17 protein-coding genes are annotated in these 15,428 nt (G+C 44.9%); 8 read left to right on the top strand and 9 right to left on the bottom strand.

The genetic code is table 11. From position 1 onward, the window contains the following. A partial coding sequence (locus tag L5M28_RS20850; protein ID WP_263198011.1) for a transposase family protein occupies positions 1-149 on the bottom strand: 149 nt, incomplete at its 3' end. 106 nt (positions 150-255) lie between these two features. Between L5M28_RS20850 and L5M28_RS20845 the strand changes: the two genes are divergently transcribed. After that, positions 256-663 carry an EAL domain-containing protein gene (locus L5M28_RS20845; RefSeq protein WP_263204314.1) on the top strand — a complete coding sequence of 136 codons (408 nt, stop codon included), beginning with the start codon at positions 256-258 and terminating at the stop codon, positions 661-663. Positions 664-667: 4 nt separating this feature from the next. Here L5M28_RS20845 and menE read toward each other — a convergent pair whose 3' ends face one another. The 5 genes from menE to L5M28_RS20820 all read right to left on the bottom strand — a co-directional run bounded on the left by menE (position 668) and on the right by L5M28_RS20820 (position 6,866). After that, positions 668-2,113 (bottom strand): o-succinylbenzoate--CoA ligase, encoded by a 1,446-nt coding sequence (menE, locus tag L5M28_RS20840; RefSeq protein ID WP_411569191.1) that lies wholly within the window; start codon positions 2,111-2,113, stop codon positions 668-670. Next, complete coding sequence (gene menC, locus L5M28_RS20835; protein WP_263204312.1) at positions 2,076-3,176, bottom strand: o-succinylbenzoate synthase; 1,101 nt, start codon at positions 3,174-3,176, stop codon at positions 2,076-2,078. Before menC ends, menE begins: the two co-directional genes overlap by 38 nt. 26 nt (positions 3,177-3,202) lie before the next feature. Beyond that, positions 3,203-3,991: a 2-succinyl-6-hydroxy-2,4-cyclohexadiene-1-carboxylate synthase gene (gene menH / locus L5M28_RS20830; RefSeq protein WP_263204311.1), complete on the bottom strand. Its 789-nt coding sequence runs from the start codon at positions 3,989-3,991 to the stop codon at positions 3,203-3,205. Continuing rightward, positions 3,991-5,712 (bottom strand): 2-succinyl-5-enolpyruvyl-6-hydroxy-3-cyclohexene-1-carboxylic-acid synthase, encoded by a 1,722-nt coding sequence (gene menD, locus L5M28_RS20825; protein WP_263204310.1) that lies wholly within the window; start codon positions 5,710-5,712, stop codon positions 3,991-3,993. The genes menH and menD overlap by 1 nt, the downstream gene beginning before the upstream one ends. A gap of 185 nt (positions 5,713-5,897) precedes the next feature. Next, positions 5,898-6,866, bottom strand: a complete 969-nt coding sequence (locus L5M28_RS20820) for a LysR family transcriptional regulator (RefSeq protein WP_105250597.1) — start codon at positions 6,864-6,866, stop codon at positions 5,898-5,900. Positions 6,867-7,275: 409 nt separating this feature from the next. On the opposite strand from L5M28_RS20820, the gene L5M28_RS20815 reads away from it, so the two are divergent. The 4 genes from L5M28_RS20815 to nrfD all read left to right on the top strand — a co-directional run bounded on the left by L5M28_RS20815 (position 7,276) and on the right by nrfD (position 9,922). Next, positions 7,276-7,752 (top strand): DUF2726 domain-containing protein, encoded by a 477-nt coding sequence (locus tag L5M28_RS20815; RefSeq protein ID WP_105250596.1) that lies wholly within the window; start codon positions 7,276-7,278, stop codon positions 7,750-7,752. Positions 7,753-7,828: 76 nt separating this feature from the next. Further along, complete coding sequence (locus L5M28_RS20810) at positions 7,829-8,293, top strand: cytochrome c3 family protein (RefSeq protein ID WP_105250595.1); 465 nt, start codon at positions 7,829-7,831, stop codon at positions 8,291-8,293. 4 nt (positions 8,294-8,297) lie between these two features. Next, positions 8,298-8,984 carry a 4Fe-4S dicluster domain-containing protein gene (locus tag L5M28_RS20805; protein ID WP_105250594.1) on the top strand — a complete coding sequence of 229 codons (687 nt, stop codon included), beginning with the start codon at positions 8,298-8,300 and terminating at the stop codon, positions 8,982-8,984. Further along, on the top strand, positions 8,981-9,922 hold the full coding sequence (gene nrfD / locus L5M28_RS20800; protein ID WP_105250593.1) for a cytochrome c nitrite reductase subunit NrfD: 942 nt from the start codon (positions 8,981-8,983) through the stop codon (positions 9,920-9,922). Before L5M28_RS20805 ends, nrfD begins: the two co-directional genes overlap by 4 nt. Before the next feature lie 269 nt (positions 9,923-10,191). On the opposite strand, the gene L5M28_RS20795 is transcribed toward nrfD, so the two are convergent. Next, a complete protein-coding gene (locus tag L5M28_RS20795) occupies positions 10,192-10,623 on the bottom strand; it encodes an Lrp/AsnC family transcriptional regulator (protein WP_006079646.1) in 432 nt (143 codons plus the stop codon). Positions 10,624-10,874: 251 nt separating this feature from the next. Between L5M28_RS20795 and yjeH the strand changes: the two genes are divergently transcribed. Both yjeH and L5M28_RS20785 read left to right on the top strand, forming a co-directional pair. Further along, positions 10,875-12,137, top strand: a complete 1,263-nt coding sequence (yjeH, locus tag L5M28_RS20790; RefSeq protein WP_113940284.1) for an L-methionine/branched-chain amino acid transporter — start codon at positions 10,875-10,877, stop codon at positions 12,135-12,137. Between the two features lie 288 nt (positions 12,138-12,425). Continuing rightward, positions 12,426-13,250 (top strand): HDOD domain-containing protein, encoded by an 825-nt coding sequence (locus tag L5M28_RS20785; RefSeq protein ID WP_131525752.1) that lies wholly within the window; start codon positions 12,426-12,428, stop codon positions 13,248-13,250. A gap of 177 nt (positions 13,251-13,427) precedes the next feature. Here L5M28_RS20785 and L5M28_RS20780 read toward each other — a convergent pair whose 3' ends face one another. After that, entirely contained in the window at positions 13,428-13,889 is a 462-nt protein-coding gene (locus tag L5M28_RS20780) for a TerB family tellurite resistance protein (protein ID WP_105250590.1), read from the bottom strand. A 100-nt stretch (positions 13,890-13,989) separates the two neighbouring features. Continuing rightward, on the bottom strand, positions 13,990-14,520 hold the full coding sequence (locus L5M28_RS20775; protein ID WP_168827259.1) for a DUF2780 domain-containing protein: 531 nt from the start codon (positions 14,518-14,520) through the stop codon (positions 13,990-13,992). Between the two features lie 190 nt (positions 14,521-14,710). Between L5M28_RS20775 and L5M28_RS20770 the strand changes: the two genes are divergently transcribed. Then, positions 14,711-15,418, top strand: coding sequence for a hypothetical protein (locus tag L5M28_RS20770; RefSeq protein ID WP_105250588.1), 708 nt, complete (start codon positions 14,711-14,713; stop codon positions 15,416-15,418). Positions 15,419-15,428 lie beyond the last annotated feature (10 nt).

The raw sequence follows: 15,428 nt of genomic DNA, 5'->3' as shown, positions 1-15,428 counted from the left end.
AAATCTTCAATATCTTCCCAGCCCTCACAGCCTGCGATAACTGCACACAGCGTTAAAAACACCACGTCAAACAAGGGATAAACGACCTTAGATGCTTGCCTTGGGTCTTCTAATTCTGAAAAGTGCTCTGCAAAAATATCGATGTTCATAAACTGGCTCCGCGTAAAAGCCAGTATCTGATCACAACGGAAGATCGCGGTCAATCAGTTATGTTAAAGTGCGCGTTAAATGTTCGTGATCTTGCCCTGAGGCCTGTTGGCTGCGCCAGCAGTAAATATGGAGAATTTAATCCGTTTGCGAATGCTAGGATTTGAATTGGCGATTGATGATTTTGGTGCTGCACATTCTTCATTGGCACGTTTATGCGAATTGCCTTTCTCACAAATTAAATTAGATGGTTGTTTTGTGCGTGAACTTAGTGTTGAGCCTAGGTGCCAAGCCGCAATATCCAGCGTGATAGCGTTATCACAAGCACTTAATATGGAGTTAGTGATAGAAGGTATTGAAACAAATTCCCAATTAGTATTGTTGCAACAGCTTGGCTGTACAATTGGACAGGGCTTTTGTTTTTCTCGTCCTATTGATGAGCAAACATTTATCCAACGTTTTTTCCCTGCGAGTTTACAGCTTAAAGAATTACAGGAGCTTAGCCTTGATTTTTAGTGGACTAACTTGTTTTTGTTAGCTCACGGATCAAGGATTTTCGGTTCACCTTCAGTCCTATTTGTTCATTATTTTCTGGCCATGAATAATATTGTCTTGGACGTTTGAAGCGGGCGATTTTGTTGGCAAGGAACAGTTCGAGCGTATTTGCAATCGACTCTGGGTGGTGGGTTAAACTGCCGCGAATGATGGCGGCAGGGAGATTGCCAAATTGTACATCTGGTATGGCGAAAACGATTGCATCGTCTATTTGTGGGTGCTGTTTAAGTGCGGCTTCGATTTCTTCTGGCTGGATGTTTTCGCCGCCGCAGATAAACATATTATCGACGCGGCCAAGAATGTGCAGATTACCATTTTCGTCCCATTCGCCCTTGTCTTTGGTGTAAAACCAGCCGTCTTGTTCAACGCACTTTTGTATTCCATCCGCGGTGAGGTAGCCCATAAACAGGCATGCGCCGCGCACCAAAATTACACCGTCTTCGATTTTAAGCTCACGCTTGGGGAGTAATTTGCCACTGCTGCCGTCGCTTAAAGCGTGACCTGTGGTGATCTGCGAGCTCATTTCCGTCATGCCGTAACTGGTGTAACTGGCGATATTGCGTTGCTTAAGTTGTTCGAGTAAGTCGATTGAGACTGCGCCGCCACCAAGTAATAAGGCTTTGATACTTTTAAGCTTGCTGCTCGTATCGGCGAGTAACTTGCTCAGTTGTGTGGGAACGAGAGATATGTGAGTCAACTGATCTTGGTCAATCTGCTGACCAAGGCTAAGCGCTTGATCTGGTATGACAACACTGGCACCGACTAAGGCACAGCGGTTTAATATCGCAAGACCGCCAATATGGAATAAGGGCAAGGAGAGTAGCCAGGCATCACCTTGTTTAAGTGGGATTAAGCTGCGGGCACCTTCGGCATTGGCAATATGATTCGCTAAGCAATGCACCGCCGCTTTGGGAAAGCCACTAGAGCCTGAAGTTAAAATCACATTAGCTGGCCGAGTAAAGTCGACAGGCTGGACCAAGTCACTGCTAATGCAATTGAAATTTAAGCGCAAGTGATGGCAATTCTGTAGTTCACAAACCTCAGCACTCCAAATATAGCGGATCTGATGTTGATCAACTAAGCCTTGGATCTGCGCGAGGGGAAAACGTGGCGAGATAGGAAAAAAGATTACTCCTATATCGATGCAGGCCCAATAGAGACAAATGATCTCGAGATTATTGCTAGCAATACAGGCGAGCGGTTCACCCTTTGAGATCCCCGCAGCGCTTAGCTGCTTAGCCAGTGCGATAACGCGCTGGCTAAGCTCTGAGTAGCTAATGTCTTGCCCCGCCAACTTGATGGCTGTCTGCTGTGGAAACGCAAGCGCAGCTTGGTGCACGGGTGACAGTGCAAGCGGTTTTGATAGGCTGGCATTAGACAAACTCGTTTCCCTCACTTGTAGCTGTATCATTATTTTGTTGCATTGAATCAATGGCGGGCAGTGCAATTGGCTCAAGTTGCGCGAGTGTGAGGCAGTATTTTTTGCCCGATGACACGACTAAATCTTGGCTAAAGGCGCTGAGGGTATCGAGCCCAGGGATTTCATCCGGAGTGAGAATCGCGGCTAAATGAGCCAGATCATTAATGCCTAAACTGCTCTCTAGACTCGAACTGATAATGCAACGTACGCCATAGCTTTGCGCCGTATCGATTAAATTAGCTAGTTTTTCGATACTGCCGAGCAGCATAGGTTTGATGACAAGCGCAGTCAGGCCATTTTGCATTACAAACTGGTATTCTGGATCGTTGAGCGATTCATCGAGGGCGTAGGGTATACCAATTGCTTGATAAAATTCATGATTATCATGATGATTCAGGCAAGGTTCTTCAATGTACTCTATGGTCTCTAGGGGCAAGCAAGCGGCAAATTCGATTGCTTGCTCAAGTGTAAACCCTCGGTTCGCGTCCAAACGCAATTTGAGATCGGGGCGGGTACGCAAAATGCCATAAATCAGGCTTAGTTCATCTTCGATTGAAGTTTGCGCGACTTTGACTTTAACCGAGCGAACATTCCAGCCAAGGGCGGCAATTTTGCTATCGAGCAAGTCTTTGCTGGCATCCGTTGGATGATAAATCAAAGGGACTGTGGCCGTTTGTGGACGGATGGCATCGAGTTTGCCCATTAACTTGGCATGTAACAGACTTAAACCAAAGGCCAAAGAAGGGTAAGGACTTTGCTCGGCGCATTCCAGCAATGTATCAATATGCTGACCGTAGAGTTGGGGTAATAATCCAGTCAAAGCCGTTTGCACTTGAGTGAGTGTTTCACGGCTGAACCCCATCAAGGCTTGTTCATCGACATCTATGCCAGAGAGTGGGGCAATTTCAACTTCGACTTGTCTATGCTCGCCACCAACATTAGCACTGGCTTGTAGTACTAATCCCGCTCTGTGATCGATACGTTGCTTGCCGACGGGCAATAATACGTCGAGCGGTAGTCGATATTGATACAGGTTAAGCGAAGTTAATATCATATATTTCCTACATTTTAATTCTGTCATTACCCTAGCAACTTCACTATTTTTGAGGTTAATGCCTCGGGAGCAGCTTGGTGTATGTTGTGGCCGGCGCCGTGAATACTATGGACGAGGATGGGCGTGTGTAATTGCCACTCTTGGGCGAGGGCGTGGAACTTAGCATCTTGGTTGCCCGCAAAGAAATGGCACTCACAGGTAAGCTGCAAAGGTACATCCCACATCGATGCTTGGTGTGCGAGTGAGGTGGCTATGAATACCTCTTTCAGCCGCTGTTTCGGATGCAGATCTAATGCTGCAGAACGATGCTCGATTAAGGTTTTTCGTTTGGTAGCCGTCATATCGGTAAATACGGGCTGCTGATACCACAAGCTTAAAAAGTCTTTGCTATTCAGATGCTGTAAACGCTCGGCCCACTGGGTATCATTTTTGGTTCTGGCAAGTTTTTCTTGCGGGTCTGTAAGTCCAGGATGGCAGGATTCGAGGTTTAGGCTCAGTAGTCTTTCTGGATAGGCTTTGGCAAGGTGCAGAGCAATACGGCCACCGAGAGAATAACCGTAGAGATGGAATTGACCAATATGAAGGCCATTCAGGTGTGCCAACACATCTTCAACACATTGGTTAAATCCATCTAATTCGGTTGGCTTCAACTCCCTTTGGTTATCCCCGTGGCCCGGCAGATCAAAACAAATACAATGAAAGTGCTGGCTTAGCACAGGCATTAACGGCAACCAGTCTGTCTTAGTGCCTAAAAAGCCATGCAGTAACACTAAGGTCGGTAGTGAAGAATTGCCGTAACGGGCCATGGTTGGCATTAGCTTTGTTTCACCCACAAGTTGAGCTCGGCGATTTGGTCGCTGGCTTGTGTTTGACTTACATTGACTTCAATGATCGAAGCCCCCTGAAAATCCAGCGCTTCATTATAGCTATCTTGAAAATCGGCTAAATTATCCACTTGATTATAGGGCAAATTAAACATAGCTGCGGCGTAGCCAAATTCTAAACCGTGGCTGAGTCGATAATAATCGCTACGGACTTGTTCATTGGGAACGGGCAATAAGTTGAAGATGTTACCGCCATCGTTATTGAGGATCACGATCACCAGCGGGCTGGTTAAGCCTTTAGCGATGGCCAGCGAGTTAAGATCGTGCAGTTGTGATAAATCACCGATGATTAAACTCGTGGGTTTGCCTTCATGGGCCGCAATACCGCAGGCGGTGGCGAGTAATCCGTCAATACCTGATGCGCCACGATTAGTATAAGTGGTTGCCGTACAACAACTGACAGGGGCATACATGTCGTACAAGCGTACAGGCAGGCTATTACCGATAAAAAGCTGTTGTTCTAGCGGACGAGTATTGGCGATGGCCCGCACAACTTGTGCTTCACCAAATTCCCCTTGGTCGATATTGCGCACAAATAAGTTATGTAATTCATCGTTATAGGTGATTAGGGTATTCGCCCAGTTTGCTGAGGATGAGCGATACCAATTTAAGGCCGCAAACTGCTGTGCATTCGCGTGCCAAATGTGTTTAGCATTGTGGCTAGGGTCAAGCCTGTCTTGTCCTGGTAAAACCTGCCAATAGCTGTGCCAATTTTGCTCGGCGAGATAGCCTATCAAGCGTTTTGATAATAAACGGCCGCCGAATACGAGTACACGATCCGCTTCCTGCAATAGATTGCGCGCCCTTGGATGTTGCAACAGTTGATCAATATTACCTATCGCTGCGGGATGCTGACGCAGTTGCGACTGGGCATCGGTAAGTAATGGCCAGCCGATTTTTTGCGATAGGGCAATTAGTTGCTGTGGATCTTGTTCAGGCGTGAGAGTACCGACAACGATCACCCCTTTACCGTGGACGAACCGCATAATGGCATCGTCACTTGGGCTGCTCACCTGTTTGCTCTTACCGTATTGGGTATACGGGCGTGCGAGCTGCAGCCAAGTTTGCAATGGTTTGAGGTAAGGTGATTCGGCATCGAGAATCGCGCCACCGAGTTCACTCGGATACAAGGGCTCACGGTACATGCAGTTGATATGCACTGGGCGAGTTTGATTCGCCACCGCTTCATCCACTGTGGTAAGCAACGCTTGCGGTGCGATATGTATATCCGGTGTTGGCAAATTCACTTGAGTGGCGTAATTCGCAAAAATTCCCGGTTGGACTATGGCTTGATTGGCACCGCAGCCGAGTAATTCTGGCGGACGATCGCCACTTAAGACGATTAAAGGTACATGGGTCAGCCACGCCTCCACAATGGCAGGGTACAAGTTGGCGACTGCTGTGCCTGAGGTCGTAATGATGGCGACCGGTGCGCGGCTAGCTTTTGCTAGACCTAAGGCCATAAAGCCAAGCCCACGCTCGTCGAAATGTAAGTGACGCTGGAGTTTAGTTTGCTGGGCGGCGGCGAGGGTTAACGGTGTTGAGCGCGAGCCCGGTGCCATACACACATGTTGCACGCCAAGACGTGCTAACTCCTCAAGAATAAGGGCGCCCCAAATAAGATTAAGAGTGGCTGTATTTTCGGTCCGCATAGCTGAATCTATTAGGATAAAGATGGGCTTAGTGTAACGTGTTTATGCTCCAAGATGTATGCTTGGTTTAACAATTCTCGAGTGGATCGCATGGGGGCTGAGGTGGAGCCTAAGCTAAGGCAGAGGATGCCTGTCACCTCGTGTATCGGTGGTTTGTTGTTTGGATATGTTGAGCTATTGCTTGGCTAGATAATACGATCGACGATTTTTTTAATCTCTCCGCTTAACCATTTCAAGTCCTCATTGATTGCATTAGGCTGATTTTTTTGCACTAAGAAAATCGTTGGGGTTTCTGTATCTGCATATAAACGTTCTGCTTCATACTGGGATAGTTGACACGTATGCAGTTCAGGAATATCGCTCACCATTTCGTAAACTATCCGATAAGGCAATAGGGAGACTGCATTACTTTCGCCTAGATATTCAAACAAACTTGAAATACTGGTAATGGTAATTTCAGTATTGAGTTTAATGCCATTCGTTATGCAAAACTCTTGGTATGGACTCAATTTGGTGCTGGGATTACCAAGATCCGTATTGACATAGGGGTATTCCGCAATCGTTTCTAGGGTGATTTCCCGTTTAAAAATAGGATGATGCCTGCTAGCAATCAGGTAGAGTTTGTCCATACGTTGCAATTCAGTCGTTAGCAGTTTATCGCCGAAGGCGGCAACATCGGCAGCACTTTTATTGCAACAAATACCTAGGGTTGTATCACCATTAATAATGTCTTGAGTCGTATGCATAGACCAAGGGTTTATATTAATGTGCATGGGTTTTTGCTCTTCTTTAATAGCCTGCATCAAGGCTTTAGGGAAGGTGTAGGCAATTAATCCTGGTGCTGCAATTTCGACATGTGTTTTAACTTGGCGAGTGTTTGCTATTCTGGCTTTTTGAAACTTATCAGTACACTCAATTGCTTCTTTTGCAATTGGATATAAATGAGTAGCAAACTCATTTGGGAATAAGCCATATTTACGACGAATAAATAACTCATCACCAAAAATTTCCCGTAGATTTTTAAGGCTACGGCTGATTTTAGGAGCTGGAATGTCTAGCGCTTTCGATACATAGGTTGCTGACTTGTTCTCATATAATGAAACAAGTATTTTTAAACTCAGAATATCGAGGCCATCCATGTTACTAATATGCATTTTTTATATTCCTTAATATTGAGCAAATACTTAAATCAACGCCTAATTATGGTGCTAATTAATAATTTTAATGTGAAACTAATCCCAAGTTTTGGATCTAGATTTTATCTATGTGTATCAAAGGTTTTTTTGTTTTATTTTTAATATTTAAAATGGTTTTTCATAAAATTTAAAATTTCAAAAACTGATATTTACATATTTAAAATGCAAATGCTGAATTATCAATTATCAATATTTGCATTTAAGATTTACATAATTTTGCAATGTGATGTGCCGTGTAAATCATTGTTTATATTTAAGTTGTTATTTGCAAGTGTGACATGTGTCAAGAAAAGATAAGTGTTTTCAAATAATACTAAAGTTGCTTTAAAGGAGATAACAAAAAATAAATTAGTTTTTGGAGGCGTGTATGAATACTTCAGTCATTCTCAGCTATGCGTTTATGTACTTCGTACTATTCGTAGCAGTACCATTCGTGTTTGTGATGTTTGTCATGACTTGCATTAAGTTTTTTAAAGCAGGTCCTGATGAAGCCGCACATCATGAGATGAAACTTAAACCAGTATTGTTTGATAAACAAAGCTTCAATTTTTTTAAATCATTAAAAACAGTTGTTGAAGGTAAATACGATGTTTGTTGTAACGTGCCATTAGACACTGTATTTGAGATGGACAAACATGATACGGAATTAAATCATGAATGCCGACTCGATTATGTATTGATCGACCATGATTCATCTGAAGTGAAAATGGTTATCAGTGATTTTGGCAAAGAAACTAACTCACCACTGAAAAAACTGTTTAGCAAGTTCAATATCAGTTTCATTGAAATGAACCAGCATAAACAGTGGGATACTCAGAGTCTTAAGCAAGCCTTGGCTGTGTGATCTTGACCGTCGGGTTCGGAATTATCCGAACTCGACCCCTTCTTTACCTTCCTACGGATAAATGTGAGGACTTCCTATGTCCAAAAGACAATGGCTGTGGTCGTTACGCTTAGGTGCTGCTGCGTTGCTTTTAAGCTTTTCTGCAATGAGTGCTGAGCCAGCCAATCAAATTAACAGTGATGCTTGTATGAAGTGTCACAAGCGTAATGGTCAAATGTTAGGGCATCATGGTCAAGATGCGATGAAAATGAGCTGTTCTTCCTGTCATGGAGAAAAGGGCGATCACCCTAAGAAACCGAATGATATGGTGGTCTTTGGTATGGAAGAATCGTCGGATCTGACGGTTCAGCTGAGAGTGTGTCAGAAGTGTCATACCAAGAAAAAACTCAGTGGAGCAGATTGGACGCATAACGTACATGCTCAAAAAGTGCCTTGTGCCGCCTGCCATAAATTACATAGCCCAACGGATCCAATGGCGGATATGACGCCGAAGGTTCGCAGTGAGCTATGTAGCAGTTGCCACACTGGCAAGCAGGAGTAAGGTTATGGAAAATTCAAAAAGAAGATTTCTAAAAGGCACCTGTGCCTTATTTGCCGGCGCTACAGGTGCATCATTACTCGCTACAGTGAATGCATCGGATAGCGTTAAAGCAGAACCTGATGTCAAATATGCACTTATTCATGATGAAACTAAGTGTATAGGTTGCCAAGCGTGTGAGGTGGCTTGTCGTGAAGTGAATAATGTACCCGAAGGTGTTTCTAGGCTTCAAATTAAGCAAGCGGGACCCTTTGGCGAATACCCTAATCAGTTTTATCACTTTAGTCGCAAGTCTTGTCAACATTGTGAAGACGCGCCCTGTGTAAATGTATGTCCAACTGGAGCTGCATTTATTGATAAAGAAACGGGTATCGTTTCTGTCGATGCATGGAAATGCGTAGGTTGCCAATACTGTATTGCAGCTTGTCCTTATCAAGTCCGTTTTATTAATCCTGTCACCCATGCGGCGGATAAGTGTGATTTCTGCCGAGAAACTAACCTAGCTCAAGGTAAACAACCTGCCTGTGTTGCTGCTTGCCCAACAAAGGCACTCGTGTTCGGTAATTTAAAAGATCCGACTTCTGAGGTTGTTCAAGTTCTGCGGTCTAATCCAACCCAGCGCACTAAGGTTGATCTTGGAACGAGACCTAAATTGTTCCGTATCGTTGCAAAATCAGGGGAGGTGATACTATGAGTGCCCTACATTTTGATACCTTAGTGTGGCATTGGCCGATTGCAATTTACCTGTTTTTAGCGGGTGTATCTGCGGGAGCCATGTTCTTCGCCGTACTGTTGAAACATTTTGTTTTGAAGCAAAACGCCTATCAGTCTGGTTTTGTGCGAGCCGCTTGTATTGTCGCGCCTGTAGCTGTGATGGCCGGGTTAGGGATATTGGTCGCAGACTTAACTAAACCTCTCGATTTTTGGAAGATTTTGGTGTTCTACAACCCTAAATCTGTCATGTCGATGGGCGTGCTTATTCTGCTGATTTACCAAGTATTCATGTTTATGTGGATTGGTTTAACCTTCCGTAAACCTGTTGATGCTTGGTGTGAAACACGCTTTCCTATTGTGCTTAAGTTGACCGCATTATTGGCTCGATTTGAAGCGACAATTACAGGATTGCTCGTGATTCTATCCTTGGCATTGGGCGCGTATACAGGCTTCCTGCTCTCGGCCTTGCCAGGCTATCCCATGCTTAAAAATCCTGTGTTACCTCTGCTGTTTTTGGCATCTGGTTTGTCTTCCGGTGCGGCATCATCTTTACTCGGTGGCGTGTTGATGAATGGCAAACCTAATGACAAAGAGGTGCACTTTATCCACAAGGTTGAAATCCCACTGATTTTAGTTGAAATCGTGCTGATTTTTACCTTCTTTATGGGCTTAGTGCTAACAGGTGGACAGAGTAAAATAGCCGCCTTTAATGCCTTAGGGTATGGTTTCTGGGGATGGATTTTCTGGCTTGGTATTATTGGACTCGGTTTGTCTGGACCATTGGCGATGAATCTGTTTATGACGGCGACATCTAAACGGAAATGGGCCTATGTGGCGGGGACGGCTTGCTTGAGCTTGATCGGGGTATTACTGCTACGTAACTTCATACTCTATACAGGACAAATGACGATCGCTTAATGCGTACCGTTAATTAATGACGAAAAAATCATAATAATCAATGGAATCGACGGATCGCGGAAACAATGTCAAAGGAAAACATTGTAGATGAGGCCCTTGCGGCGCTGGCTGAGCTCTCAAGGGTTAAGTCTAGCCGCGGTTGGTTGTGTAACAGGGAGGTCGCTGGGCAAGGATGCCATATTTTACACTTCAATATTTTGCCCTGCCTCCAAACGGGCCTCGCCACCTTATTCCTAAGGGTGGCGTTTCTTGTTTTAGGGAGGCACGATTTACTCGCCGAGGTTATTAATCCATTCACTCATTACCACATGGGTTTTGATCTTGATGATGTCAGTGTGAGTGTCGATATACTCACGGATCTCATGCAGGCGGCGCATCGAGGGCGCATGCACGTACACGAGTAAATCCATATCACCAGAAATACCACGGCAGGTAATCACTTCGGGGATCGCTTGGAATACGTGTACCACGTCGGCGCAACGTGGACATTGATGCTGGATTTCGAAATAAGCCGATACACCTTCTTTTTGCGACTCACTCAAGAGCACTTGATAGCCACGGATCACTCCTGTTTGTTCGAGCTTTTTTATGCGCTCGGCAACCGCACTACGGGATAGATTGACCTGTTCGGCGATATTCGACACGCTCTGGCGTGCATCCTGACGCAAACTATGAATGATGGCCGTATCGAATTTATCCAAGGGTGACTCCAGTGAAAATGGCTATATTGAATCTGTGTGTTATTTTGCCATTGGTTTGAATAACCACAGAATTTGCTGAGTATTTTGGCTTAAAATTGCATCAAATCTTAAACTGACCGTCATTTTGATGGAAATAACGCTATTTGCCGCGATTTTGCCGGTATTGGACGTGGAGAACACTGAAATTAACGGCAGATTGTAGGGCGAAATCTCATTATACTGACAGCTCAAAAACCACAGAATATTAACAGATGAATTCAAATAGCGGAACTATAGGTCGTTGGCAAGGTGCGGGTTTAATGGCGACCACTTTGCTCGGTACAGGGGTATTTATTTTGCCTCAGATGACTATTGAAAAAGCGCATTCTGGCGCCTTAGTCGCATGGATCTTGTTAACCTTGGCCATTATTCCTGTGGCACTGGTCTTTGGTCGTTTAGCGAGTGTATTTCCCCATGCCGCAGGCCCCGCTTACTTTGTCGAAAAAGCCTTTGGTCGCACTGCTGGTCGAACAATTGGACTGATCTTTTTACTGGTTGTGCCCATGGGGGCGCCGGCCGCGATTTTGATGACCTTTCAGTTTGTGAATGCCTTAATCCCGATATCGGGTTGGTCCAAGGTTGGTGTTGAAATACTCGTGATTTTTGGCTTGTTTCTGATTAATTTAAGAGGCATCCAAGTGTCGGCTAAGCTGCAATTTGGCCTGACACTTTGCATCGTCGCCGTTGTTGTGGTCTTGTTTGGTGCGAGTAGTTTTCAGCAAGGTCATCTCACGACACTTGCTAGCCATGGTATGCCTGAAATGCCGACCGTGATGATTGCCGCTGGCATCGCTTTTTGGAGTTTCTTGGGTATAGAAGCTATGACCCATCTTGCCGATGATTTTCGTCGTCCGCAGCAGGATATGATCCCCGCTATGATGATGGGCACAGTGCTGGTGGGGGTGATTTATGTGGCTTGTACACTTTTACTGCTATTAGTGCCGACAGATAAAAGTGTCGCCATGATCGGCGTGTTTGACCAACTGCTCGGTGGTTACGGTGCGCAAGTGATTGGTGTGTTAGGTATCGCAAGTGGATTGGCAACCGTTAACGTGTATGCGGCCAGTGCGGCACGTCTGGTCTGGAGTTTTAGTTGTGAAGGCATTTTACCGCGCTTCTTTGCCGTTAAGAATGCCCACGGAGTGCCCATTCGAGCACTTGCTGCGCTGTTATCTGTGATGGCAAGCGTGATTGTACTGACTTACCTTACCGGGCAAGAGCTAGAGCACCTTATCGCATGGAGCAACGGTGTATTTGTGGTGATCTATTTGATGGCTATGCTCGCTGCCGCTAAGTTATTACCACGGCACAATTGGCCGCTGGTGGCGCTGGGTTGTGCGTTTTGCTTAGTATTAGGTTTTGCCCTAGGTGCAAGTATGTCCTACGTGCTTGTGTTGATCTTAGTGGTCGCGCCATTTTTGTGGTGGCAAAAGACCCATATTAGTCGCAAACAAAGTTTGGCGTTACCTGAGTAATATTCGCACCCTCTGGGGCTAAATCAACATGATGGATTAATTAAGAAAGCCCCGAACTTTTTATTGTCATAAGAGTTTGGGGCTTTTTTGTGTGGCTTAGTGGATTTCGAAACTGGATATGATTGAGTGCGATTAAATTGCATGAAACAAAGAGGTAAACCTTAAGTCTGATGGCCGCCAAGCTTTGTTGCCGAAGGACTGCACATTACTGATATTTAATGTATCTCGGTGAGCGAGGCGATAACTTGTGTTCTATATTTTGATCATTCATACGGAAGGAGAATAAATATGGATTCAGCTGCGTTGCTCAATCGTGTCGATGAGTTACCTAGGTTACCTAAGGCGATCAGTGAATTGTTAGATGCGGTCAATGATGACAATGCGACAGTAAAAAGCATTGCCACTAAAGTTTCACACGATCCCTTAATCAGCGCTAGGGTGTTACGCCTTGCTAATTGTGCCCACTATGGACGTAGTCGAGAGGTTGGTACTATCGATGAAGCTGTTGTGCGTCTTGGGATGCAAACCTTACGAACCTTAGTGCTCGCATCGGCGGTGATTGGTGCAGTCCCTAAGTGTGAAGGAATAGATTTAGCCCAGTTTTGGGGGCAAACCTTTGAGATTGCGCTTTATAGTCAAGAAATGGCAAAGCGTTGTGGTGCTGTCCCAGAAGAAGCTTTTACTTGCGGTATCTTACATCGTATTGGCGATTTATTGATTGCGGCAGTATCGCCTGAAGATGCGGCGAAAATTGCCGAAGCTGTGGCGCAGGGTAAAGATAAGCATCAGTTTGAGCGCGAGTTACTCGGATATGATTCCCCGGATATTGGCGCATTACTAGCGAAAAATTGGAAGTTTACACCAGCGTTAGTGCAAGGCATTTTGTATCAAGACCACCCTAAGGATTCAAACCCATTTTCAAAACTTGCTGCGTTATTATGCTTATCTTACAAAGTTCTAGATGAGTGGGATACGATTGAGGATGAGGAGAAAACCAGTTGGTTATCTCAATTAGCGACTAAGAAAGGATTGAAGATGGAGATGGGCGGGCTAAGGACTAAGTTGACTGAATTACACGGTTCGGGATATGAAATCGGTAAAGCGTTAGCTTAGAATTTTGTTTCGCTTAGTTTTTTGGTGAGTAGGGCGGCAGTAAAAATATTTTTAGCCAAAGAGCGATATCAATTTAGTCTTAAGAAAGCAATCGCGTGAATGGGGAACGGGTGTTTCGCATTCACGCTTTTTTATGGGCTTTTGTTGATTTGCACTTTGATTGAATAGTGGATGTGGCTAGCCAGTTTGTTGGGTTGCAGCTATGGCAAGATTACGCATTTGGATCAACTCGCTGTGTTTGAGGTGCAACAAATCGGCGGTGCGTCGAATGATCTGGTCTTCATATTGGGATAGCTGGCCATCGGCGTAGGCCAGTTGCCACATTGCGAGCAGCAATTGCTGCTTTTGCGCTAGGCTAAATTCAGCGTTAATGGCTGAGGTGAATTCAAAGAGTGAGGTCGCGCTGCCTTGTACGCTTTTAGCTTCATCAATCAGTATCTTAGCGTCTACTTCTGACATTGATAAGGTATCGGTTAGCAGCTTAGGTAATAAGGCTTCTTCCTCTGCCGTTAAGGTCTCATCGGCAAATACGACTTCAAGTAACATACTCGCTGCGGCCAGTTTAAGTTGATGTGCCTTGTCTTCAGGGGAGACTGCTTGAGTATGAGCTTCAAAAAATCGTCTTAATTTCGCAATCATATTTGGCGGTTCTCATGCTGGAGGGAATATAAAGTAGAGTCGATTGGGAAGTGAAAGTTCACCCTAAACCTTGTATTGCTTAGGGTGAGGTAAGACTGAATTACAGTAGCGAGTTCAGACCTTTCACCAGTAAGTCTGAGGTGCCTTCAGTGCCATTGGTATCTAAGTAAGACTTAGCTATGTTGATCATTGGCATTGCTAGATCTTTAGAAATGCCCAATTTTTCAAAGGCGTCTAAAACCATAGCACTGCCTTGCAGTGATGAACCTAAATCACCCGCTTTGGATAATAAGCCAGAAACACCCGATTTTGAGTCCAATTTAGGCGCAGCGGCGAGCAAACTATCGGCATTAGGAATGCTGGCAGCCAGTTTTGAGTAGTCGGTTGTTCCTAGGCTTGATTGCGCTAAGCCTAATAAACTGCCTAAGCCACCTTCGGCTTGAGTTTGGTTTAAACCCAATTGTGACATGACGCTGCCAACTAAATCATTCGACTGAGTTGCCGCTGCTGTAGTGGTCGCTTTTTCAGTTTTGGCTTGAGTTCCTGCCAAGTTATCTAACCAGCCTGCACTGGCGGGCGCCGCTAAAATACAAGTGCTGAGGAGGATAGAGAAGGTCAGAGTGTGTTTCATATGGAAGCGTCCTTTGATGGTTTGCGCACGAGTTCGCTGGACAGTTTAGCGGGTTTGTCACTTTTGTTGCAGTAGTTTTCTGTGATTTACGGTTCACACTGGTGATTTCTACTGTGCATTGCCAAGGGATTTTCGGTATCCTTAGCGGCAATTCTAAGTGTTAATTCATTTCAATTATTTGGAAAGTCGCATGTCACTATCCGCAATTTTGTCAGAAGCCTATAACTTCTTCCGTAATCATCTGGCGCAACTCGCTATGCTGACGATCCCATTACTCTTGATCCAAGTGGGGATCCAGTTATGGCTTGGTATAGAGATGAGTAAAGTTGATCTAGAAAACCCACAGTTTGGCGCTCCGCATATGATCGCCATGATGCTGTTACTACTTACTTTTTCGGTATTAATTGCCGCTTTGACTCTGTTTTTAGAACTGCGCTCACAAGGGCATAGTCCTTCAGCGGGAGTGGTGTTGAAGGCGAGTTTACCGTTTGTTCCACCATTATTATTGGCTGGGGTGTTTTCTGGTCTAGCGATTTTAGCACCAGTGATGCTGTTTGCCGCCTTCGGTCCAGTGTGGCTGGTAGGATTGGTAATTAGCTTCTATCTCTTTGCGCGTTTAGCCTATGTTAACTTTATGGTTGTGGTTGAGCGCTTAACACCGCTAGAAGCGATTAAGGGTAGTTTTAGTTTTAGTGGCCCTATCGTACTGAAAACCATTGCATTATTGATGTTATATTTACCACTCTCCGTCATAGGTAGCCAGCTTTCTGGGTTAGCATCCATGGGCGGATTACCTGTGCAAATGTTAGCGGATACTTTTATGTCTTTTATTGGATTATTCGTTAACGTCGCTTTGTTCCGCTTATATATGGTGTCGAAAAAACCAAGCGTCGAATAGTGCAACATCA

This window comes from Shewanella sp. SW32, assembly GCF_025653365.1.
In the GTDB taxonomy this organism is placed as follows: Bacteria; Pseudomonadota; Gammaproteobacteria; order Enterobacterales; family Shewanellaceae; genus Shewanella; species Shewanella oncorhynchi.
Note: the sequence above shows the minus strand (reverse complement) of the source record. Positions and strands in the feature narration are given on the sequence as shown.